This window comes from Salinibacterium sp. dk2585, assembly GCF_008001035.1.
In the GTDB taxonomy this organism is placed as follows: Bacteria; Actinomycetota; Actinomycetes; order Actinomycetales; family Microbacteriaceae; genus Homoserinimonas.
The window spans coordinates 1,686,365-1,707,769 of the sequence record NZ_CP042856.1 but is presented as its reverse complement, the minus strand read 5'-3'; the positions used below and the strand labels follow the sequence as shown (position 1 = coordinate 1,707,769).

The 21,405-nt window shown below is 67.2% G+C and carries 19 protein-coding genes and 2 tRNA genes; 8 read left to right on the top strand and 13 right to left on the bottom strand.

The features are described 5' to 3' along the window. Positions 1-3 precede the first annotated feature (3 nt). The gene (locus FVA74_RS08005) at positions 4-1,029 is read left to right on the top strand and encodes a glycosyltransferase (RefSeq protein WP_168220088.1); all 1,026 of its coding nucleotides are present in this window, start codon (positions 4-6) and stop codon (positions 1,027-1,029) included. 52 nt (positions 1,030-1,081) lie between these two features. Here FVA74_RS08005 and FVA74_RS08000 read toward each other — a convergent pair whose 3' ends face one another. From FVA74_RS08000 to FVA74_RS07980, 6 genes are all read right to left on the bottom strand, one after another. Next, positions 1,082-2,587, bottom strand: a complete 1,506-nt coding sequence (locus FVA74_RS08000) for a sugar transferase (protein ID WP_240792167.1) — start codon at positions 2,585-2,587, stop codon at positions 1,082-1,084. 192 nt (positions 2,588-2,779) lie between these two features. Next, the gene (locus FVA74_RS13600; RefSeq protein WP_168220087.1) at positions 2,780-2,953 is read right to left on the bottom strand and encodes a hypothetical protein; all 174 of its coding nucleotides are present in this window, start codon (positions 2,951-2,953) and stop codon (positions 2,780-2,782) included. A gap of 85 nt (positions 2,954-3,038) precedes the next feature. Next, complete coding sequence (gene glpK, locus FVA74_RS07995) at positions 3,039-4,562, bottom strand: glycerol kinase GlpK (protein WP_147721519.1); 1,524 nt, start codon at positions 4,560-4,562, stop codon at positions 3,039-3,041. After that, positions 4,562-6,274 carry a long-chain-fatty-acid--CoA ligase gene (locus FVA74_RS07990; RefSeq protein WP_147721518.1) on the bottom strand — a complete coding sequence of 571 codons (1,713 nt, stop codon included), beginning with the start codon at positions 6,272-6,274 and terminating at the stop codon, positions 4,562-4,564. Before FVA74_RS07990 ends, glpK begins: the two co-directional genes overlap by 1 nt. Positions 6,275-6,283: 9 nt before the next feature. Continuing rightward, positions 6,284-7,393 (bottom strand): cell division protein ZapE, encoded by a 1,110-nt coding sequence (zapE, locus tag FVA74_RS07985; RefSeq protein ID WP_147721517.1) that lies wholly within the window; start codon positions 7,391-7,393, stop codon positions 6,284-6,286. Positions 7,394-7,415: 22 nt separating this feature from the next. Then, positions 7,416-8,336: an SDR family oxidoreductase gene (locus FVA74_RS07980; RefSeq protein WP_147721516.1), complete on the bottom strand. Its 921-nt coding sequence runs from the start codon at positions 8,334-8,336 to the stop codon at positions 7,416-7,418. Positions 8,337-8,513: 177 nt separating this feature from the next. Between FVA74_RS07980 and FVA74_RS07975 the strand changes: the two genes are divergently transcribed. After that, a complete protein-coding gene (locus FVA74_RS07975; protein WP_147721515.1) occupies positions 8,514-8,750 on the top strand; it encodes a hypothetical protein in 237 nt (78 codons plus the stop codon). A gap of 4 nt (positions 8,751-8,754) precedes the next feature. On the opposite strand, the gene FVA74_RS07970 is transcribed toward FVA74_RS07975, so the two are convergent. Continuing rightward, positions 8,755-11,235: an ATP-dependent DNA ligase gene (locus tag FVA74_RS07970; protein ID WP_147721514.1), complete on the bottom strand. Its 2,481-nt coding sequence runs from the start codon at positions 11,233-11,235 to the stop codon at positions 8,755-8,757. 69 nt (positions 11,236-11,304) lie between these two features. On the opposite strand from FVA74_RS07970, the gene FVA74_RS07965 reads away from it, so the two are divergent. The 4 genes from FVA74_RS07965 (at position 11,305) to dinB (ending at position 15,389) form a co-directional block, all read left to right on the top strand. Next, complete coding sequence (locus FVA74_RS07965) at positions 11,305-12,318, top strand: Ku protein (protein WP_147721513.1); 1,014 nt, start codon at positions 11,305-11,307, stop codon at positions 12,316-12,318. A 32-nt stretch (positions 12,319-12,350) separates the two neighbouring features. Further along, a complete protein-coding gene (locus FVA74_RS07960; protein WP_147721512.1) occupies positions 12,351-13,274 on the top strand; it encodes a cation diffusion facilitator family transporter in 924 nt (307 codons plus the stop codon). Positions 13,275-13,375: 101 nt separating this feature from the next. After that, positions 13,376-14,125 (top strand): M23 family metallopeptidase, encoded by a 750-nt coding sequence (locus FVA74_RS07955; RefSeq protein ID WP_168220086.1) that lies wholly within the window; start codon positions 13,376-13,378, stop codon positions 14,123-14,125. A gap of 34 nt (positions 14,126-14,159) precedes the next feature. Next, a complete protein-coding gene (dinB, locus tag FVA74_RS07950) occupies positions 14,160-15,389 on the top strand; it encodes a DNA polymerase IV (RefSeq protein ID WP_147721510.1) in 1,230 nt (409 codons plus the stop codon). Between the two features lie 6 nt (positions 15,390-15,395). Here dinB and FVA74_RS07945 read toward each other — a convergent pair whose 3' ends face one another. The 5 genes from FVA74_RS07945 to orn all read right to left on the bottom strand — a co-directional run bounded on the left by FVA74_RS07945 (position 15,396) and on the right by orn (position 17,343). Next, the gene (locus tag FVA74_RS07945) at positions 15,396-15,746 is read right to left on the bottom strand and encodes a metallopeptidase family protein (RefSeq protein WP_147721509.1); all 351 of its coding nucleotides are present in this window, start codon (positions 15,744-15,746) and stop codon (positions 15,396-15,398) included. Beyond that, the gene (locus FVA74_RS07940) at positions 15,739-16,209 is read right to left on the bottom strand and encodes a DUF2017 domain-containing protein (protein ID WP_147721508.1); all 471 of its coding nucleotides are present in this window, start codon (positions 16,207-16,209) and stop codon (positions 15,739-15,741) included. Before FVA74_RS07940 ends, FVA74_RS07945 begins: the two co-directional genes overlap by 8 nt. Then, on the bottom strand, positions 16,206-16,490 hold the full coding sequence (gene clpS, locus FVA74_RS07935) for an ATP-dependent Clp protease adapter ClpS (RefSeq protein ID WP_147721507.1): 285 nt from the start codon (positions 16,488-16,490) through the stop codon (positions 16,206-16,208). The genes FVA74_RS07940 and clpS overlap by 4 nt, the downstream gene beginning before the upstream one ends. Before the next feature lie 101 nt (positions 16,491-16,591). Then, positions 16,592-16,667: transfer RNA gene (locus tag FVA74_RS07930), tRNA-His, on the bottom strand. Between the two features lie 55 nt (positions 16,668-16,722). Continuing rightward, positions 16,723-17,343, bottom strand: coding sequence for an oligoribonuclease (gene orn, locus FVA74_RS07925; protein ID WP_147721506.1), 621 nt, complete (start codon positions 17,341-17,343; stop codon positions 16,723-16,725). Positions 17,344-17,400: 57 nt separating this feature from the next. On the opposite strand from orn, the gene FVA74_RS07920 reads away from it, so the two are divergent. Then, positions 17,401-17,670 carry an oligoribonuclease gene (locus FVA74_RS07920; RefSeq protein ID WP_147721505.1) on the top strand — a complete coding sequence of 90 codons (270 nt, stop codon included), beginning with the start codon at positions 17,401-17,403 and terminating at the stop codon, positions 17,668-17,670. 83 nt (positions 17,671-17,753) lie between these two features. After that, positions 17,754-17,826, top strand: a tRNA-Arg gene (locus FVA74_RS07915). 97 nt (positions 17,827-17,923) lie between these two features. On the opposite strand, the gene FVA74_RS07910 is transcribed toward FVA74_RS07915, so the two are convergent. Then, positions 17,924-21,325, bottom strand: coding sequence for a DEAD/DEAH box helicase family protein (locus FVA74_RS07910; protein ID WP_147721504.1), 3,402 nt, complete (start codon positions 21,323-21,325; stop codon positions 17,924-17,926). Positions 21,326-21,405: the final 80 nt, after the last annotated feature.

Sequence of the window (21,405 nt, the reverse complement as noted above, 5' to 3'; positions counted from 1 at the left end):
GCCATGCGGGTACTCCACGTGACTGAGGCGCTCGGCGGTGGCCTGCAGAGCGCGATCGTCAACTATGCGCGAGTGACGCCGGACCTTGAGCACCGCGTGTTCTCCCGGGCGCGCGAGGGCCAGTCGACCCACGGGTGGCCCGAGGGAGTGCAGGCGACGACCTACTCGGGCAGGCTGCCGGGCTTCTACCGCGCCGTCAACAAGGCGGTCCGACGCATCCAGCCCGATGTCGTGCACCTGCATTCCTCCTTCGCAGGTGTGGCTCGGGGCTTTCTCCCTCCCGGCACGCGAATCGTCTATTCGCCCCACTGCTTCGCCTTCGAGCGCACCGACGTGCCTTCCGCCGTCCGTTGGGCATTCGGTGCGCTCGAGTATGCGCTCGCCCGTCGGCCGCAGACGACCCTCAGCGTGAGCCCCCACGAAGCCCTGCTGAGTCGCTCGCTCAGCAGGGGGAATCCGGTTGTCGTCGCCCCCAACCCCTCGCCGCTCGCGCCCGCGGACGAGGCGCGTCCGTCTCCCACTGGCAACGACCTCTCCGTGACCATGGTGGGGCGGCTGGGCGCCCAGAAGGCCCCCGATATCTTCGCGGAGGTGGCCCACCTCTGCCAGGACGACGGCATCCGCTTCACCTGGATCGGCGACGGCCCCGCGGGCGTGCCCGAGATGCTGCGCGCCTCAGGCGCGGCCGTCACGGGGTGGCGGCCGCCGGAGGAGGTGCGGGAGTTGCTCACGCGCTCGAACCTCTACCTGCACACGGCGTCGTGGGAGGGAGGGCCAGTCTCCGCCATCGAGGCGGCGACCCTCGGCGTTCCCGTGATCAGCCGCACGATCCCGAGCATGCGCTCGCTCGGCTACGCGACGGCGGGTGGCAGTGCCCCCGAGCTCGCGGGGGCGGTGCGGCGTTTCGCGCGCGACCTTGAGTATCGGCGCCATGTTGAGGCGCGCACGGCTGCCGTGCGCCGTCGTTGCAGCACCCAGCGACTCGAAGAGGGACTGCGTCGGGCCTACGCGATCGCGGCAGCTCGCTGACCATGAGGTGCTGGCCCCGGGCGCGAGCCGGCGGTCGGCTCGGCTTGGCGGCTCAGTAGGCGCCGTCGCGCGCGAGCACGGCTCGGGCCGTGCGCCAGAGCAGCAGGAGGTCGCCCGTGAGCGTCCAGTTCTCGACGTAATAGAGGTCGAGGCGCACGCTCTCCTCCCAGGAGAGCTTGGAACGTCCGCTCACCTGCCAGAGCCCCGTGACGCCCGGCTTCACGAGGAAGCGGCGGTGCACGTGCCCGTCATACTCGGCGACCTCACGGGCGAGCGGCGGTCGCGGGCCGACGAGCGACATGGCGCCGACAAGCACGTTGAACAGCTGGGGCAGTTCGTCGATGCTGAAGCGCCGCAGCACACCGCCGATGCGGGTGATGCGGGGATCGTCGCGCATCTTGAAGAGCACGCCATTGCCGTCGTCGGCCGTGAGGCGACCCTCGCGGCGCATCCGTTCGAGCACAGCCTCGGCGTCGGGCACCATGGTGCGGAACTTCAACATCGTGAACTGCCGACCGTCGCGGCCTACGCGGGGCTGACGGAAGAGCACCGGTCCGGGGGAGTCGAGCCGGATGGCGACGGCCACGAACAGCATGAGCGGCGCGAGGACGGCGAGCCCGAGCGAGGTGGCGACGACATCGAGCGCCCGCTTGAGATACAGCTTCGCACCGTCGTAGCGCGGGGTCTCTACATGGATCAGCGGGAGTCCCGCCACCGGGCGCGTGTGGATGCGGGGTCCGCCGATGTCCGTGAGGCTCGGGGCAACGATCAGGTGGTGGCGCCCTGGTTCGAGCTGCCAGCTGAGCTGACGGATGCGTTCGGCCGAGAGCTCGTCGGAACTCGTCACGATCACGGTGTCGGCGAGTGACGACTGTAGTGCCTCGAGCACCGTCTCGAAGCATCCGACGATGGGAACGCCCGCGTCAGCCTCTCGGCGGTCCACGGGAACACAAGCGCCCAGCACGGTGTACCCGGCCTCAGGCATGCGGGCGAGCTCCCGCATGGTGTGACGCACCGACTCTGGCGACCCGACGAGCAGCACGCGACTCGAATAGTCGCCCTCGCGACGCTTGGCGCGCAGCCAGGTGCGCCACGACCAGCGAACGAAGATGAGCGAGAGCAGGCCGATCGGGAGGGCGACCAGAAAGTAGCCGCGGGCGAGTTGGAGGTCGAAGAGGTAGACGACGATCGCCAGGCCGCCGAAGGTGGCAAACGATGCCTGGGCCACCCTGCGGTACTCCGCCGCGCCGACTCCGAGCACGCGACTATCGCGGCTCCCCACGACGGTGAGCATGACGGTCCAGGCCGCGCTGAGGCCGATCGAGTACACGGTGGCAAAGGGTTGCGCGGCGTTGATGCTGGCCGGGTCGCCACTCGCGATGCTGTGGATGTGCACCCAGGCGAGCTGCGCGCCGAAGACGGCGATGACGACGACGAAGAGGTCGCTGAGGGCGAGTCGCGCGGCGAAGCGCTTCTCCCAGCTCGCGGTCGTCGCGTGCTGGAGCGCTGCCGCGAAGTCGGCGTGCCCGACCTCGGTCCTGCCAATCGCTACCGTCACGCCGCTCCCTCTCGCCACCCGCGGGACTCCGCGGTCGGGCCGTCATCGAATCGATGCTGAGAAGGCCACGCTAACGAGGGTGGACACCGCTTTCTAGGGGCGCCCGGACGGTTCTCATTTGGGCGAGAAACGGCGGAAACACCGGCGAAATGTCACGTTCTCCGCAGATTTGGGGAGGCGGATGCGGCAGCGCTATGACTGCGCGATCGCCACCACGACCACGATGGTCGCGACGAGGCCGCCGAGGGCCAGCGCCGACGTGGCAATGAGGTCGAGACGAGCGGACCGGGAGAGCGAACGGGAAGCCGGTGCGGAGGCGTCACGAGGTGATCTCGTGGGCGCTGGAGCGTCGGTGCCGATGGCCATGGGGGCCAGTGTAGACCCGCCGTTCATGAACGGCTTCTCATGGTCGGCTCATGCCCCGACGTGGCGTGTCGCGCGCCGCGCGCGGTCACTTCACGTCCTCGTCCACCCAGTCGAGGGTGCGCAGCACGGCCTTGTCCCAGTTGCGGTTGAGCCTGTCGCGCTCGGCCGCACCCATCGTCGGCTCCCAGCGTTTGCTCTCGCGCCAGTTCGCCCGCAACTCATCGAGGTCGCTCCAGAACCCTGTCGCGAGACCAGCGGCATAGGCTGCGCCGAGCGCAGTCGTCTCGCCCACCTCCGGTCGCACGACGGGGAGGCCGAGGATGTCCGCCTGGAACTGCAGGAGCGTGTCGTTGCCGGTTGCCCCGCCATCCACCTTCAACTCCTCGAGCCTCGTGCCGGTGTCTGCCGTTGCGGCGTCGAGCACCTCGCGGGTCTGGAACGCGATCGACTCGAGTGCGGCACGGGCGATGTGCCCCTTGTTGACGAAGCGGGTCAGTCCGACGAGGGCGCCACGGGCATCCGGTCGCCAGTGGGGAGCGAAGAGACCGGAGAAGGCCGGCACGAAGTATGCCCCACCGTTGTCTTCCACGCTGAGCGCGAGTGATTCGACCTCAGGCGCCTTCGAGATGATGCCGAGGTTGTCGCGCAGCCACTGCACGAGGGAGCCCGTCACGGCAATCGACCCCTCGAGCGCGTAGTGCGGCTCACCGTCACCCAGTTTGTACGCGATCGTCGTGAGCAGGCCGTTGGCGCTCATGACGGGTTCCGTTCCCGTTCCGACGATCAGAAAGTTGCCCGTGCCGTAGGTGTTCTTGGCCTCTCCCGCGTCGAAGGCGGCCTGGCCGAACGTCGCCGCCTGCTGGTCACCGAGGATGCCCGCGATCGGCGTCTCGCGTAGCAGGCTCGACGGCCCCGCTGTGCCGTACACCTCACTCGAGCTGCGCACCTCCGGCAGCATCGAAGCGGGGATGCCGAAGGCGTCGAGGATGTCGTGCCGCCACTCGAGCGTGCGAAGGTCGAGCAGCAGCGTGCGGCTCGCGTTCGTCACATCCGTCGCATGGATTCCGCCGCGCACGCCGCCCGTGAGGTTCCAGAGCACCCACGTGTCGGTCGTGCCGAAGAGCAGTTCGCCGCGCTCGGCTCGTTCGCGGGCGCCCTCGACGTTCTCAAGGATCCACGCGATCTTCGTCGCCGAGAAGTAGGTGCTGAGCGGCAGGCCCGTCGCCTCCCTGAAGCGGTCGAGGCCCCCGTCGGCCGCGAGTCGCTCGGCGATGCCCTGCGTGCGGGTGTCCTGCCACACGATCGCGTTCGTGATCGGGCGCCCCGTCCTGGCGTCCCAGACGACCGTTGTCTCGCGCTGGTTCGTGATGCCGACCGCATGGATCGAATGGCGGGTGATGTCGGCCCGAGCGAGCGCCTGGCCGATGACCTCACGCACGCCGTTCCAGATTTCGGATGCGTCATGCTCGACCAAGCCCGCGCGCGGCAGTATCTGGCGGTGCTCCTTTTGCCCCACACTCACGACTGCCCCGGACCTGTCGAAGACGATCGCTCGGGAACTCGTCGTGCCCTGGTCGATCGCGAGAATGTACCGGGCGTCGTCGCTCATCAGAGCAGGCTATCGCGCACCACTCGCCGCAGCGTCTTGCCGATGAGGGATTTCGGCAGCTCGTCGACCTCGACCACACGCCGTGGAACCTTGTAGGGCGTGAGGAGCGGGCGAACGTGCGTGCGCACGGCTTCGGCGTCGAAGGTGGCGCCAGGGCGGAGCACGACGGCGGCCACGACCTCCTCGCCGTTGCGTTCGTTCGGGATGCCGACGACGGCCGCATCCACGATGTCCTGGTGGGTCTTGACGGCTTCCTCGACCTCGCTCGGCGACACGTTGAAGCCGCCGGTGATGATGAGTTCCTTGATGCGGTCAACGATCGTGACGAAGCCACCCGTGTCGATCGTCACGATGTCGCCGGTGCGGAACCAGGGCGCTCCGCCGTCGGGGTCGGGCACGAAGACGGCTGCCGTTTCCTCCGGTTTCTTCCAGTAGCCGCTCATGACCTGCGGGCCGCGCACGACGAGTTCGCCAGGCTCCCCGAGAAGACGCTCGATGGAGGGATCGTCGGGGTCGATGACCTTCGCCTCCGTGTCGGGGAGGGGGAGGCCGACCGTGCCGGCGCGGCGTGCTTCCGAGACGGGATTGGCCATGAGCACGGGGGAGCACTCGGAGAGGCCGTATCCCTCATTGAGGTAGCCGCTCGTTGCCTTCTCCCACGGTTCGACGAGGGCTGTCGAGAGGGGCATGGCACCCGAGATGCTGACCTGCACGCCCTCGAGGGAGACGCCCTGCTCCTTCGCGGCCGTGAGGAGTCGCTCATAGATGGGCGGCACGGCGGGAAGCACCGTGGCGGGGCGCTTGCGCATGACCTTCAGCACGAGGTCGGGGTCGAACTTCGGGAACAGCACGAGGCGTGCGCCCATGCTCATGGCGAAGGTGAGGCAGAGCGTGAGCCCGTAGGCGTGGAACATGGGCAGTACCGCGTAGAACACGCAGCCCTCGCCGCGTGGCACGGAGGGCACCCAGGCGCGGGCCTGTGCTGCGTTGGCCGCGAGGTTGAGGTGTGTCAGCGTTGCACCCTTGGGGTGCCCCGTCGTGCCACTCGTGTATTGGATGACCGCGACGTCGTCGATGGTCGGCTTCGGCACGTCGCCGCTGATGCGGTTCGACGTCAGGAGTCCGTGCCACGGCGTCGTGCCAGAGACGGTCGTCGTGAGCGAGGCGCGGGTCTCGCGCAGGCGCGGCACCGGCAGGCGGAGCGCTGCCCGGGTGAGTGCTGGCATGGCCCGCGTCACGTCGACCGACACGATGGCATCCACCGCGACATCGGCGGGGAAGGCCTGGATGTGCTCGACCACCTTGTCCCAGGCGATCACGACCTTGGCGCGGTGGTCCTCGAACTGGTGGCGCAGCTCCCGCGCCGTATAGAGCGGATTGTGCTCGACAACGATTGCTCCGAGCCTCAGCACGGCGTAGAAGGCGGCGATGTGCTGCGGGCAGTTCGGCAGCACGAGGGCGACCGGATCGCCCGCCGTCACGCCGAGGGCGCGAAGCCCTTCAGCGGCTCGGTCGATCTGTTCACCCAACTGGGCGTAGGTCGTCGTTGAGCCGAAGAACTCGAGGGCCGGCGCCTCGGGAAACTCGCGCACGGAGTTCTCGACGATGTCGAGCAGGCTGCCCTTCGGGAGTTCGAGTTCGTGCGGCACTCCCGGTGCGTAGTTCGCGAGCCAGGGGCGCGGGGGATTTGAAAGGGAGGAGTGCGCGTTCACTCCGACAGCCTAGTCAGGCATATGGGCGGCGGATGCCACGGGACGGCGCAGCAACGCGAGCCTGCTGGCGGTCCGCGCGACGTCGATGGGCAGGCCGTCGACGCCGAGGCCGAGTTCTTCCCGGTCGGCGACGGCACCGCGCTCCGCCGGCACGGGGGTGCCCTCAAGCACCTCCTCCGGCGAGAGCTTGCTCAGGAAGCTCGTGGCGACACCGCGGTCGTTGAGCACGTCGATGAGGTTGAGGAACCGCTGGCGCGCCTGTGGTGAGCACGTCGTGAGCCGGGGAACGCCCTCCACGATCCACGTCGACCAGCGTTCGGCCCACTCTAGGTAGTCGCCGGGGGAGGTCGGGCGTTCACACAGCTCGGCGAAGGTGATCCAGAGCTCCGAATCATCCGCTCGTCGTGCCGTGACGCCCTGGCCGCTGCTGCGGAGTTCGCGCGCCTCCTCAGCCGCTGGTTCTGCCAGCAGGCCGGGCGGCCCCCAGCTGCCGCGTGCGAATCCCTGACGGCGCTCCTCCGGCCGTTCGCGCCGGCGGTAGTCGGTCGTGCCGTCGAGCGAGACGACCTGCATGCTCGACTCGATGAGGCGGATGCCCGGCTCGAAGAGGTGGTGGAAGAGCGGGGCGGGCAGCAGGCCGCTCGGCGGGTAGTTCGAGGTGGCGAGCAGCGGAATCCCGCGCTCGGTGATGCGCCGCAGCACCCTCAGTGCGAGCGTCGCGTCCCCAGCGTCGTGCAGGTGGAATTCGTCGAAGTACAGCAGGGTCACGTCGTCGAGCAGCGCGTCGATCGCGCTGTCGATCGCTCCCGCGCGCGGGCGGCCATCGCGGTAGAGATCGGCGTGCAGCTCCCGATAGAAGGAGTGGAAGTGCAGTCGCCGGATGCCTTTCGCCGGCAGCGCTGCGACAAAGGCATCGGCGAGCCAGGTCTTGCCCCGTCCGACAGTGCCCCACAGGTAGAGGCCTCGCGCCGGGGCATCCGCCGTCTCGCCGAGCGCGGCGCCGAAGTCGGTGAGGACCTGCAGTGCCTGCAGTTGGTGCTCGTCGAGCGTGTGTCCGGTCGCGTGTGCCGCCGACTCGATCGAGGCACGGATGTCGGGGGCAGCGGGGGAGGGACTCACCCTCCCACGCTACCCGCTGTGCTCAGAGCCCCTTGCCGCCCGTCACCGGCAGCACGGCCCCGGACACGTAGCTCGCGTCCTCCGACGCGAGGTACACATAGGCGGGCGCCAGCTCGGCCGGCTGGCCGGCGCGACCCAGGGGAGTGTCCTGCCCGAACTCGGGAAGCTTGCTCGGCCATCCCGTGGCCGGGATGAGGGGCGTCCAGATGGGGCCGGGCGCAACCGCGTTGACACGGATGCCCTTCTCGCCCACTTCCTGAGCGAGGGCCTTGACGAAAGCGACCTGTGCCGCCTTCGTCATCGCGTAGTCGATCAGTTCGGGCGAGGGGTTGAACGCCTGGATCGACGAGGTCACGGTGATGGTCGAACCAGCGCTGAGTGACGGCAGCGCGGTGCGTGCGATCCAGAGCATCGAGTAGAGGTTGGTCTCGAACACGCGGCGGAACTCCTCGGTGGGCAGCTCGGCGAGCGACTCGCGGTTCTTCTGGTAGCCCGCGTTGAGCACGAGCGTATCGAGTCCGCCGAACTCGCCAATCGTGCGCTCGACGACCGAGGTGCTGTGCTGTTCATCCCGCAGGTCACCGGGGAGGAGCAGCGCCCGACGCCCCGCCGAACGGATCAACTCCGCCGTCGACTCGGCGTCCTCCGCTTCCTCCTCGAGGTAGGTGATCGCGACATCCGCCCCTTCGCGAGCAAACGCAATTGCGACCGCTCGACCGATCCCGGAGTCGCCACCCGTGATGAGGGCCCTGCGCCCCTCGAGGCGTCCCGTGCCGACATAGCTGTCCTCGCCATGGTCGGGAGTGGGCATGGTCTCGTCATTCGTGCCCGGCTGGGAAAGATCCTGTTCCGGGAACCCCTCCTCGCGGTGGGCGGAGCGGGGATCCTCATTCGAGCCGTTCTGCGATGACGTCTGGCCGGGGTTCTTGGTGTTCTCGCTCATGCCGGGGAGGTTACGCTCGCGTGAACTTCAAGGCTCCCAGCGGATTCCCTGTTGATGCGCCCCCCAGTCGGGGGTACGTTGACGGCAACGTCGCGAATCGGGTCGCGACCGCCGGGACCTTCACCGGCCCTGCGGGGCCGCTGAGCTCGGCATGCACTGAGGGTGATGGTGAGTGGCATGACGTCGTTGGCGGAGAAGAGCACGTTCCGGACGGTGGATGGAGATCGGGCCACCGAGGCACAGGCTGTCGTCTGGACGGAGATGGGCCAGGGGGTCTGGGTCGCGAAGCGCGGCAAGGATTTCATGGGGCTCATCGAGGAGCTGTGGGGTGCTGGCTATCGGGTGACCGACCGGAACGGTGCGATCGTGGGCGAGTTCGCGACCTACGAGAGCGCGCGCCGACGTATCGCCTGAGCGCTCAGGATTCGAGCCGCACGTCGTCCACGGTCTTGTCCTCCCTGAGGCCCCGCCACGCGGGATGCCGCAGGCGTCCGGTGCGCGTCCACTCGGTGAATTCCACCTCCCCGACGAGGGCGGGCGTCACCCAGACGGCGTCGCGCGCGTCGGCGGCTGGCACGTCGCTGAGCGGGTTCGTCTTGCGTTCGCGACGCCGCAGGGTCTTCTGAAGTTCGTCGAGTTGCTTTTCGCTGAAGCCCGTGCCGACGCGGCCGATGTAGCGCAGGGTGCCCTCCGCATCCGGCAGGCCGAGCAGTAGGGAGCCGATGCGGCCGCTACGGGAGCCAGAGCCCGGGCGCCAGCCCGCGATGACTACCTCCTGCGTACGATTGTGCTTGAGCTTGACCCAGCTCTTGGAACGGCGGCCCGGGGTGTAGGTCGATGCCCGGCGCTTGGCCAGCACTCCTTCCAGGCCGAGCGTCGTGCTGGCTTCGAGGGCGCTGTCGAGGTCGCCGTCGAATGCCGGCGGAACCTTGACTCGCTCCGTTTCATTGACGGTGTCGACGAGCACCTTCCGGCGTTCGTCGTAGGGCTCCTTCAGCAGCGATCGTCCCGCGCTCCACAGCACGTCGAAGGCCATAAAGTGCACGGGCGTGCGCTCCATCGCCTTCTCGACGTCGCTCGCCTTCGTGAGGTTCATCCGATCCTGCAGGCGCCCGAAGTCGGGTCTCCCCGCGCGATTGATCGCGACGATCTCACCATCCAGGATTGCAAATGCCTCGGATGCCTCGGCGAGCTCCTCCAGCTCCGGATAGCTGTGCGTGAGGTCGCGCCCGTTGCGACTCGTGAGGCGCACCCCTGAGTCATCGACGACGGCGATCGCCCGGATGCCGTCCCACTTCATCTCGAACGCCCAGTCGTCCCGTTCCTGCTGCAGGAGCAGCCTGTCGCCGTCGTCACCTGCGGAGGCCAGCATGGGTGAGGGAGGCTCTGGGGGCGCCTCGCGTGGTGTCTTGGCACGGGCATCCGGCGCCTCTGTCTTCTTCGACCGCGCCGATGAGGAGCCCTTGGGCGCCATGAGGTGGATGAGCCAGTTGTTCTCTTCCCTGCCGTCCCTGCCGCCCGTGTGGATGAGGGCATAGCGGTGCGTGCCGTGCTTCTCGCCGTGGAGCGTCGCGATGACCTCCTTGCCGTCTCGCCACTTCTCGAGTTCGTACCAGCCGCTGTCCCAGATCGTCACCTCGCCACCGCCGTACTCGCCCTCGGGGATCGACCCCTCGAACGCCCCGTACTCGAGCGGGTGGTCTTCCGTCTGCACGGCGAGGTGGTTCGTGCCAGGGTCCGTGGGCACACCCTTGGGGATCGCCCAGCTCACGAGCACGCCCTCATGTTCGAGCCGGAAGTCGTAGTGCAGGCGCCGTGCGTGGTGCTCCTGGATGACGAAGGAGGGGCGATCCGATGAGGGGGAGGCGGACCCGCCCATGGGCTCGCTCGTCTTGTCGGGATCACGCATGCTGCGGTACTTCGCGAGCCGCTCGACCGTCTCCGGTGTCGCATCGAAGCTGTCGAGCCGCTCGCGCGTCGGCTCGAGTGATGCGAGGTGGCCTGCTGTGAGCGAGGCGAGCGGGTCGCCGCGACGGCGCACGCGATCGAGCACCTCCGTGTAGTCGAGGTGGCGCAGGCCGGGCTGGGCGAGTTCTCGCCACGTGCGCGGCGCTGCGACCATGGGGCGCAGCCGACCCCGCAGGGAGTAGGGCGCGATGGTCGTCTTTGCGCCGTTGTTCTGGCTCCAGTCGACGAGCACCTTCCCCTTGCGCAGGGCCTTCTTCATGTCGCTCACGACGAGACCCGGATGATCTGCCTCGAGCGCCCTTGCGAGCTCGTGTGCCACGGCCGAGACCGCATCGGAGTCCTGTCTCCCGTCGAGGGCGGCATAGAGATGGATGCCCTTGCTGCCGCTCGTCACCGGAAACGGCTCGAGTCCCATGTCCTTCAGGATGGCTCGGGCGAGCCGCGCGACCTCCGCGCACTCCTCGAGGCCGGCGCCCTCGCCGGGGTCGAGGTCGAGCACGAGCCGGTCGGGGTTCTTGCGCACGCCGGTGCGGCCGAACTGCCACTGCGGCACGTGGATCTCGAGCGCGGCGATCTGCCCAAGCCAGGCGAGCGTCGCGCGATCGTTGACGAGGGGATAGGTGTTCACATGGTCGCTGTGCTGGATGTCGCGACGGGCGACCCACTTGGGTGCGGAGTTGTCAAGGTTCTTCTGGAAGAAGACCTGGCCCGGCGCATCCGCCGTTCCGACGCCGTGCACCCAGCGCTTGCGCGTCACGGGCCGATTGGCGACGTGAGGGATCATGACCTCCGCGATGCGCGAGTAGTAGTCGAGCACGTCGGCCTTGGTGGTGCCCGTCTCGGGATACAGCACCTTGTCGAGGCTCGTCAGCTTGAGGCGCTTGCCGTCGATGTTGACGACCTGATCTGCTTCCCGGTCACGCGTGGCCATGCGCCCATAGTGCCCTCGATTCCGTGGGAAGCCTGTGAATGCTTGTGAAAGGAGCGCACAATGTGAGCCATGAGAGCCATTTGGAAGGGTGCCATCGCGTTCGGCCTCGTCAATGTGCCCGTCAAGGTCTACAGCGCGACGGAGGACCACGACATTTCGCTGCACCAGGTGCACGATGCCGATGGTGGGCGCATCCGTTACCAGCGGCGCTGCGAGATCTGCGGCGAGGTCGTCGACTACGCCCACATCGACAAGGCCTACGACGATGGGGAACGCACCGTCGTGCTGGCGAAGGAGGACTTCGACGCGCTTCCCGTCGAGCGCAGCCGGGAGATCGACGTCGTCGAGTTCGTGCCGAGCGAGCAGATCGACCCCATCATGTTCGAGCGGGCCTACTATCTCGAACCCGACTCCAAGTCGACCAAGGCCTACGCGCTGCTGCGCCGCACCCTCGAGGAGACCGACCGCACGGCCATCGTGAAGTTCGCGCTGCGGCAGAAGACGCGGCTCGCCGCCCTGCGGGTGCGCGGCGACGTGCTCATGATTCAGACCCTCCTCTGGGACGACGAGGTGCGGGAGGCGAGCTTCCCCGCCCTTGACGAGCGGGTGCGCATCTCGCAGAAGGAACTCGACATGTCGGCCGCCCTCGTCGAATCCTTCGAGGCCGACTTCGATCCTTCGCGGTTCACGGACGAGTACCAGGAGCAGCTTCGCGAGCTCATCGAGGCGAAGCTGGAACAGGGCGACGCGCTCGACACGGATGCGACCTTCGGCGAGTCGGACGAGGGCGGCGAGGGCGGTGGCGAGGTGCTCGACCTCATGGAGGCGCTCCGCCGCAGCGTCGAGAAGAGTCGCGGGGGCGGAGCATCTGGCAGCAAGGCGCCCGCGAAGTCCTCGGCCAAGGGGTCGTCGAAGTCGAAGAGCACGTCAGGGTCGTCGACCGCGAAATCCCCCGTCTCGAAGAAGACAACGGGGCAGAAGACGGCACCGAAGAAGGCGGCTTCGAAGGGGACATCTGACGACAAGAAGTCGACGGGAACCAAGACCGCGGCCAAGAAATCCTCCTCTCGCAAGTCGGCGTGAGCCCGGCCTGAGCCGGCCATAGAGTGGAGCCGATGGGCTTCCACAATCACGATCATCACGACCACGCGGCTGGAGCGGCGAACCGCCGCCGCCTCGTGATCGCGATCGCCATCATCGCGTCGGTGCTCGTGGTCGAGGTCATCGGTGCTGTGCTGAGCGGCTCGCTCGCGCTCCTCGCGGATGCCGGTCACATGCTCTCCGACCTGATCGCGCTCATCATCGCACTCGTGGCGACCGTCATCGCTGCGCGCCCTCCGAGCGAGCGGCGCACCTTCGGCCACCGCCGCGTCGAGGTGTTCGCCGCCTTCGTGAACGCGGGCCTGCTCGCTGCGGTTGTGATCTCCGTCGCGGTCGAGGCGATCTCGCGCCTCGGCGCGTCGTCCGAGCAGGTGCAGGCACTGCCCATGCTCGTCGTTGCGATCGTCGGTGCCCTCGCGAATGTCGCCGCACTGCTCGTCTTGCGGGGCGGCGCCACATCGAGCATCAACATGCGCGCCGCCTACCTCGAGGTCCTGGGCGACCTGGCCGGCTCGATCGCGGTCATCGCCTCGTCGATCGTGATCCTCGCCACCGGGTTCATGCCTGCGGATGCGATCGCCTCCCTCCTGATCGTCGCGCTCATCCTGCCGCGCGTCTTCGTCATCCTGCGCGATGTCGTCGCCGTGCTGGGGCAGGAGGTGCCGAGGGGCACGGATGTCACGCTGATCCGCGAGCACGTGCTCGCGACGCCTGGCGTGCTCGATGTACACGACGTGCACGTCTGGTCGGTGACGCCGGGGCAGAACGTCTTCTCGGCCCATGTCGTGGTCGAGGGCGGGGTGTTGATGGGAGGCGGCGCATCCGCTCTCCTCACCCGGCTCGATGCGTGCCTGGCCGATCATTTCGACGTCGAACACTCGACCTTCCAGCTCGAGCCTCCGGAGCACGCGGAGCAGGAACCCCTGCAGCATCCCTGACGAGGCGCCGAGGGCTCTCAGGCGGCTCGGAGGGTCCTGCGTCTAGCGTTGTGGCCTTGCCCAGCCCGGCGCCTGCCGGGAACGCACCCGGAAACGCTCTCGTGACTCCCTTCGATACTGAATCCCATTCCCCACGCCACCTCGCGGCGCCAGCCTCACCGGCCCTCGCCTCACCTGCACCGAGCCTGCCGCCCGCGCTCCTGCGCCGCCTGCGCGGGGTCCGGACGGTCAAGGCGCTGCGCTCGCCCGTGGGCGTCCTGACCGCAGGGCTCCTCGCTGCCGCGTCTATCGCCCTCGTGCTCCCGACGACCACCGGCTCCGAGGCGCTCGTCGCGTCGGTGCCCGAGCCCCCGGCGCAGTCACTCTCCATCGCGGCGGCATCCCCGCTCGCAGCGCTCGCCCGCGACTCCTATTCTGCGGTCGCACCGCCGAAGCTCCAATATCCTCTGCCCCCGGGTAGCGCCGTCGCGAGTGGCTACGGCCCGCGGGAATGCTCCAACTGCTACTCCAACTTCCACCACGGCATCGACATCTTCCCCGGCGCAGGCACGCCGATTGCCGCCATGGCCAACGGTGTCGTGAGCAAGGCGAACGCCGCCGGTGACAACGCCATGGGCGTCAACGTGCACATCGACCATGTGATCGATGGCGTGCCCGTGACGAGTGTCTACGGGCACCTCCAGGCCGGCTCGCTCGGCCTTCGCGTCGGCGACACCGTCACGGTGGGCCAGCTCATCGGCAGGGTCGGGGCGACGGGCAATGCTGCCGGCGCTCACCTGCACTTCGAGATCCACCCGGGCGGCTCAGGCTCCGTCAATCCCTACGCGTGGTTGGCCGCCCGCATCGGCTGAAACGGATGACGGTGGTTGCGCGTAGCCTTATGCGGTGAGTAAGCAGGATGGCAGCGCGCGACAGGTCAGCGCGGCATCCGTCGACAGTTCGACCTCGCCGATCTTGCATGTCGACCTCGACGCGTTCTTCGCCTCGGTCGAGTTGCTCGACCATCCTCACCTGGCCAACCGGCCGGTCGTCGTCGCCCGCGACTCGCCGCGCTCGGTCGTGACAGCAGCCAACTATCCGGCACGGCGCTTCGGTGTGCGTTCGGCCATGCCGCTCGCGCAGGCCAAGCGGCGCTGCCCCTCGGCGGTCGTGCTCGAGCCGCATTTCGAGAAATACCGGCACTACTCGCGCATGGTCATGTCGATCTTCGATGACATGACCCCCACGGTGGAGCGGCTCGGCATCGACGAGGCATTCCTCGATGTTTCGGGGGCAGGCAAGGTGCTCGGCAGTCCCGCGCAGGTCGCGACGCTCATCAGGCAGCGGGTGCGCGACGAGACGGGGCTGGCCTGCTCGGTCGGGGCGGCATCCACCAAGTTCGTTGCGAAGCTTGCGTCGGGCCGCGCCAAGCCCGACGGGCTGCTCGTGATCCCGGCGGCAGAGACGCTCGAGTTCCTGCACCCGCTTCCCGTCTCGGCCCTCTGGGGTGTCGGCGAGGCGACCGAGCAGGCGCTGACGCGCCACGCGCTCCGCACGATCGGTGACATCGCTGCCACCCCGCGCGAGAGCCTGCAGCGCGCGCTCGGCACAGCACTCGGCAGCAAGCTGCACGACCTTGCCAACGGCATCGACCCGCGGCGCGTCACGACCGAACGTGTCGAGAAGAGCGTCGGCCATGAGGTGACCTTCGAGGTGGACGTGACGGATGGCGAGCAGTTGCGCCGAGAACTGCTTCGCCTCTGCACCCGCGTCGGTGCCCGCCTGAGGGCCAACGGCCTCGAGGCCAATACGGTCGCGCTCAAGCTCCGTTACGCGGATTTCACGACCATCAGTCGCTCGCGCAAGCTGTCGACGCCGAGTGACCTCGCCCGCACGCTCTTCACCGAGGCGCGTGCCCTGCTCGATTCGGTGGGCGAGCATCCGCCCATCCGGCTCATCGGGGTGCGCGCCGAGCAGCTCGTCGAGGCCGGGGGAGCGGCCCTCACGCTGTGGGATCAGGATGACGGATGGCGCGACGCCGAGCGCACGGTCGACGGCGTCACCCGTCGTTTCGGTATCGACAGCCTGCGCCCGGCTTCGCTGCTGTCCCGGCGGGCGGAACGGCCCAGGCCCTAGCCGACCTCAGCCCCAGCCGAGCTCGTGCAGTTGCACGTCGTCGATGCCGTAGTAATGCGCGATCTCGTGCACGAGGGTCACGTGGATCTGGTCCTTGAGCTCGTCCACGTCTTGGCAGGCGGCAAGGAGTGGTTCCCTGAAGAGCACGATGCGGTCGGGGAGTTCGCCGAAGCCGTACTGGCCGCGGTCGGTGATCGCGACACCCTCGTAGACGCCGAGCAGGTCGAGCGAACCGTCCTCTGGCCGGTCCTCGGTTACGAAGATGAGGTTGTCGAGCCCGTCCACCATCTCGTCGGGCAGCAGGTCGAGCTCATCGACGACGAGGCGCTCGAACTCCTCGGCCGACAGCTCAAGCATCGATCGCCTCGATGAGGGAGTTCTGCACGAAGCCCAACCAGTCATAGACATCCCGCATCATGGGGTCGACGCCGGGACGGTCCTCGTCACCCTCCGCCTGGATGCCTAGGCGCGTAGCCAGGATCAGCCGGATGTCGGTGAGGCTGCGGAGCCACGCCTGCACCTGCTCGGGTCGGAGGCGCAGTTCGCCTTCCCGCACCGCGTCGAGCGCTTCGAGGATGACGCCGGCATTCGCGAGCTTGCGGCCGGCGAGATCCACCTGGGTGAAGCGCCGAAACTCAGCGGAGGCCTCCGCGTCATCAGGGTACGCATCGGGAAGGATTCGCCCGACCGCCGGGTCGTCGAAGTCTGCCGCGGCGACAACATCGGCCGCCTGGCGGGCCAGGGTGCTCAGGAGTGCCACCTCGGCCTCCTCGATCTGCGCCACGACAGCACCATCGGGTTGCGGCTCGAAGCGCCTCATGCGTCGGCCTTCGTCAAGGTGGCCCACAGGCCGTAGTCGTGCATCGCCTCGACATGTCGCTCCATCTCCTCGCGACTCCCGGATGCGACGACCGCCTTGCCCTCGAAGTGCACGAGCAGCATGAGCCGCTCGGCCTCGACCGGCGTGAACCCGAAGTATGTGCGGAAGACGTAGGAGACATACGACATGAGGTTGACCGGATCGTTCCAGACGACCGTCTGCCACGGCGAGTCGGAGGCGACCTCGTGCCGTGTGTCGGTGCTCTCGAGCGTGCGGGTCATGAGTCCAGCCTGTCACATGAGGGATCAGTCGTCCGTGGGGGCGCAAACAGGAAAGGCCCGGCAATGCCGGGCCTTTCCTGGGCCTCCGGGGAGGCTCACTGTGGGGTGAACGACGGGACTCGAACCCGCGACATCCGGCACCACAAGCCAGCGCTCTACCAACTGAGCTACGCCCACCATGTGTTCTCGCCTGCCGATTTCTCGACCTGGCGATGGCAACTAGAAGATTCTATTACAGACGCGAGGCGAAATCTTCCACCACGCCGGCGGAGATGACCTGCAGCTCCTCGGTCGTCGGCCCGGGGTCGGAGACGAAGACGGCCTTGCGGTAATACTCGAGCTCGCGGATCGACTCGAGGATGTCGGCGAGGGCCCGGTGTCCGCCGTTCTTGACGGGCGCGTTGATGTACACCCGGGGGAACCAGCGGCGGGCGAGTTCCTTGATCGATGACACATCGACGCTGCGGTAGTGCAGGTGGCTGTCGACGCGGGGCATGTACTTGGCGATGAAGGCGCGGTCGGTGCCGATCGTGTTGCCCGCGAGGGGAGCCTTGCCGGCCAATGGCACATGCTTCAGGATGTACTCGTTAACGGCGAACTCAGCGTCAGCGAGGCTCACGCCGTTGGGGAGTTCCTCAAGGAGGCCGGACTCCTCGTGCATGTTGCGCACGAAGTCGCCCATGTTGTCGAGCGCCGACTGGTCGGGCTTGATGACGATCGAGAATCCCGGGTCGACCGGATTCAGGTCGTAGTCGGTGATGACGACGGCGACCTCGACGAGCTCGTCGTTCTCAAGGTCGAGTCCTGTCATCTCGCAGTCGATCCAGACGAGTCGGTCGGAGGTGCTAGCCATTAGGGAATCCTATCGCCGCCCAGTGACGCGACATCACAGTGGTGCTAACAATGAGGCATGACTGACTCGAAGCCCACACTCGCCCACGGCGACGAATACATCGTGATCTACAGCGGAGGCCCGAGCGACGGGCAGACCGACCGTCGCATCAGCACGGACGGCAGCTGGGATGATTCGCTCACCGTCCTTGCCTCAGAGGGCGGCATCGAGAGCATGATGAACTACGACGCCACCTCCTGGCGTGAGGTCGGCGGCGTCTACCACGTGACCTACACCTTTGACCCGGGCGACAGCGACGAGCTCGAAGACCCCATCGACCGCGACTGAGTCACCCGACTCAGACCCCACGCAGAGACGCCGCGACGGGCACCCTCGAGGGTGCCCGTCGCGGTATCCTAGGGGGGTGCCCAGCCTCCGTAGCTCAGGGGATAGAGCAGGAGCCTTCTAATCTCTTGGTCGCAGGTTCGAATCCTGCCGGGGGCACTTGTCACTTGTCACGCTAGTTCGGAAAATTGCCACCTAGTTCGGAAAACCTCGGCACCAAGCCTTCTCGTGCCGGAAAGCACTCGGAGTGGTTTGCTTATGCCGTCTGGTTGTCGACCACGCTGGCGACGGGCTCTGCGGCCGCCCGTATACGCCGTAGCGCGGCCACTAGTTCCGCGATCTGAGCGCCGTTGAAGAGGCTCTCGGGCCCCGTAGGGGCTATTCCGGTGAACGGGGGCTCATAGAGCAGGGCGGGATCAACGGTGCCGCGCTGGGCCAGTTGATCGACGATGAGACCGATGAAGACGAGCTGATTACCCGTAAGTGTAGTTCCGCCAGCGAATGCGCTGAGGGCGTCTGACGCGGCGGCGCGGTCCATGCCGACCAGCGAACGCACGAAGTGTCCGAGCCCTTCCGCTTCGGTTGCTGCTGCTGCAATCTCGTTACGCTCGAATTGACCGCTTTCGAGCATAATCCGCTCGAGTTCGGTGAGGTCCAGTTCGGTGAGCTGATGGCCGAGCCGAAGCTTCGCCAACGTCAGATGATCGGCGTGGTCACGAAGGAACGCGAGTGCCTTGTCCCGGAAGCGAGCCCGGTCGACCCCGGCGGACACGTGTTTGAGCTCGACCTCGCCGGCATCCGCTGTCGTGTCGGTGAAGTTGGTGTAGACGATTGAGCGGGCCTGGTGGTCGATGAGCCCGACGAGTTCGCGCAGACGGATGCGCATCATTTCGAGCATGGGCACGGTGACGTCCTGCCACCATTCGTCGCCAGCCACGTCCGCGAGGAGCTTTAGGTTCACAGCGACCCGGGGGATGCTCTTCTGCTCGGCCAGGGCGTTGGCTATCGCTTGAATGCGCTTGCGTGCGGCGGAGAATCCGGCGTCGGCGGTGAGTACGCCCAGTTGGGCGCGCAAGGCGAACAGGTCGAAGCGCTTGGCCTGCTCGTCGGAGTCGATCACGTCATCGGCGGATGGCAGCCCCGCCAGGCTGGCGGCCTCTTCGTAGTCGTCGTCCCGCAGGGTCAACCAGGCGGCACCTTCGCTGAAGCGCTCCACCGCGCGGCGCCGCGGCCGCACGAGAAAGTTGTCCAGGTTCATGCCGCTGACCTGTCTGTGCAGGCGCGCTGCGAGGCCTTCGCGTACCGCAGCCAGCTCGGCATCGTCGGGGGCATCGTCGATGCTGGCCAGCAGGGTGACCCTGGCGCGGAACAGTCGCTCCCCCAGAGAGAGTCCGGCAGAGGCTTCCGCCGCCGGGTAGTCCTCGTTGAAGTATTCGATGTTCTGGCATACGTCGAAGATGACGAAGTCCGTTTTGTGCTCGCCCGGCCCGTACAGGTCGGTGCGCAGCCGGGTGCCGCGTCCCACCATCTGCCAGTACTTGGTGCGCGAGTGCACGGGCTTGAAGAACACGAGGTTCACCACGTCGGGCACATCGATTCCCGTGTCGAGCATGTCGACGGAGATCGCTATCTGCGGCAGTTTCGCCGGGTCGGAGAAGTCATCAATGAGGCTTTGCGGGTGGGTGGTCTTGTGGGTGATGATGCGGGCGAAGTGGCCAGCGTGCTCCGGATAGTTAGCGTTGAAGCGACGTTCGATGAACTCGGCGTGCTTGTTGTTCTTGGCAAAGACGATGGTCTTGCCGAGCCGATCGCCGCCGGCAACTTTCCGCCCCTCGGACATCAGGGTTTGCAGCACCTTGTCGACGGTGTCCTGGTTGAACAGCCAAGTGTTCATCGCGCTGGCCCCCACCTCATCGGGGATCGCGTCGTCCTCCCAATCGAGGAGATCCCAAGCCTCTTTCTCGTCCTCGCTGAGGTCGACGTAGCGGATGCCTTCCCGCACGAACTGGGTGGCGATCGAGCGACCCACCGGAGGGACGAGGTAACCCTCGGCGATGGCATCGGTCAGCTCGTACGAGTCGGTGGGCACCCCATCTTCGAGGTGGAATAGCCCATACGTGTTGTGGTCGACCTCGTTCTTCGGCGTCGCGGTGAGCCCCACGAGCAGGGCGTCGAAGTAGTCGAAGATTGCACCGTACTTCTGGTAAACCGACCGGTGCGCCTCGTCGATCACGATGAGATCGAAGTACCCGGGGCCGAAGCGACGCAGGCCGTCACCGCTCAAATCGATTAGACCCATCATCGTCGGGTATGTCGAGAGGTATACGCGTCCCTCAGTGTCCTTTTCCGCGATCAGATTCACCGGGGCGGCATCCGGAAGCAACGCCTTGAACGCGCTGGTGGCCTGGTTGACGAGGGCAATCCGGTCGGCCAGGAAGAGGATGCGTTTGGCACGGTTTGCCCGGATCATCAGGTCGGACAGGGCGATGACCGTGCGGGTCTTGCCGCTGCCGGTGGCCATGACCAAGAGGGCCCGGCGCTCTTTCTTCTCGAAGGCCTCACCGACCTTGCGCACGGCACGCTGCTGGTAGTGCCGGTCGATGATGGTGTCGCTGATCGCCAGCGACCCCAGCGGTGTAGCGGTGGTGCGGCGTTGGATGATGAGGGCGAGCTGGTCCTGCGTGTAGAACCCCTGCACCTGCCGGGGCGGGTAGGAGCCGTCGTCCCAGATCCAATGCTCGTAGCCGTTCGTGTAGAAAATAACCGGGCGCTGGCCGTAGGCGACGTGCAAGGCGTCTGCATAGAGCTTGGCTTGCTGCTGCCCGACGTTCGCGTCCTTGCGGGTGCGCTTAGCTTCGACGACCGCTAACGGCATGCCGTCGTCACCCCAGAGCACGTAATCCACGAAGCCGTCGCCGGTGCCGTTGGGCATTCCCGCGACGGGGAACTCGCGGTCACGCGGCTGGTCGAGCGTCCAGCCAGCTTCGTGCAGCAGCACGTCGATGAAGAGGTCGCGGGTCTCGTCTTCGCGGTAGTCGTGGGTGTCGACGACGGTGGCGTTTTGCTGCTTGGCGAGCGCGACCTGACGCTGCAGCTCGGCCAGCTGCGCGGCGAGTTGCTCGTTTTGGGCGGTGGCGTTGGCGAGTTCGTCGTCCTTGGCTGCAAGCTCGGCGGCAAGCGACCGCAGCTGGGCCAGCGATTTTGCGGCGGCTCCCATCTGCGGCCGGGGCAGGGATGCGGCGTCAAACGGCAGCCCTGGCTCGGGCCGATGCTGGGGCGAGCGCGCGTAGTGGGTCGCGAACCAGAACATCACGTGAAAGAGTTCCCGCACGACGGGCACGCTGTCCACCGCCGAGATCGGGGCGGTCTTGTGCACTGCTGTATTGCCCTGCTTGCGGATCAGATTCAGCTTGGTCAGAAGGCCCGGGCCGACGAGCTGCTTGAAGCTGGGCTCGTGAAGCATGCCCGACAAGTCATTTTGGTACGGCTGGGTGAGCGTGGCATCGGCCCGATACATCCAGGTGACGGCGAGCTCGATGGTACGGCGGGCGTAGAACAGCGCGGACCGGGGGTCGCCGTGGGTGTAGAACTCAGCGCGGCGGGCCTCGTCGGCGATCGCTGGCCACTCGGTCCGCACGAAGTCGAAGTTGCTCGGCATGGCTTTCTCCCCCCACGGCCGGCTAACGATGTCGCCAGACTATCCGTCGCTAGCGACAGCGTGTCGATTTCGCTGCCTAT

What these genes read in the sequence shown, in the direction of transcription:
- FVA74_RS08005 (WP_168220088.1), top strand. Translation starts at nt 4, where the DNA reads ATGCGGGTACTCCACGTGACTGAGGCGCTCGGCGGTGGCCTGCAGAGC.
- FVA74_RS13600 (WP_168220087.1), bottom strand. Translation starts at nt 2,953, where the DNA reads ATGGCCATCGGCACCGACGCTCCAGCGCCCACGAGATCACCTCGTGAC.
- glpK (WP_147721519.1), bottom strand. Translation starts at nt 4,562, where the DNA reads ATGAGCGACGACGCCCGGTACATTCTCGCGATCGACCAGGGCACGACG.
- FVA74_RS07980 (WP_147721516.1), bottom strand. Translation starts at nt 8,336, where the DNA reads ATGAGCGAGAACACCAAGAACCCCGGCCAGACGTCATCGCAGAACGGC.
- FVA74_RS07975 (WP_147721515.1), top strand. Translation starts at nt 8,514, where the DNA reads ATGACGTCGTTGGCGGAGAAGAGCACGTTCCGGACGGTGGATGGAGAT.
- FVA74_RS07970 (WP_147721514.1), bottom strand. Translation starts at nt 11,235, where the DNA reads ATGGCCACGCGTGACCGGGAAGCAGATCAGGTCGTCAACATCGACGGC.
- FVA74_RS07965 (WP_147721513.1), top strand. Translation starts at nt 11,305, where the DNA reads ATGAGAGCCATTTGGAAGGGTGCCATCGCGTTCGGCCTCGTCAATGTG.
- FVA74_RS07960 (WP_147721512.1), top strand. Translation starts at nt 12,351, where the DNA reads ATGGGCTTCCACAATCACGATCATCACGACCACGCGGCTGGAGCGGCG.
- FVA74_RS07945 (WP_147721509.1), bottom strand. Translation starts at nt 15,746, where the DNA reads ATGCTTGAGCTGTCGGCCGAGGAGTTCGAGCGCCTCGTCGTCGATGAG.
- FVA74_RS07940 (WP_147721508.1), bottom strand. Translation starts at nt 16,209, where the DNA reads ATGAGGCGCTTCGAGCCGCAACCCGATGGTGCTGTCGTGGCGCAGATC.
- clpS (WP_147721507.1), bottom strand. Translation starts at nt 16,490, where the DNA reads ATGACCCGCACGCTCGAGAGCACCGACACACGGCACGAGGTCGCCTCC.
- orn (WP_147721506.1), bottom strand. Translation starts at nt 17,343, where the DNA reads ATGGCTAGCACCTCCGACCGACTCGTCTGGATCGACTGCGAGATGACA.
- FVA74_RS07920 (WP_147721505.1), top strand. Translation starts at nt 17,401, where the DNA reads ATGACTGACTCGAAGCCCACACTCGCCCACGGCGACGAATACATCGTG.
- FVA74_RS07910 (WP_147721504.1), bottom strand. Translation starts at nt 21,325, where the DNA reads ATGCCGAGCAACTTCGACTTCGTGCGGACCGAGTGGCCAGCGATCGCC.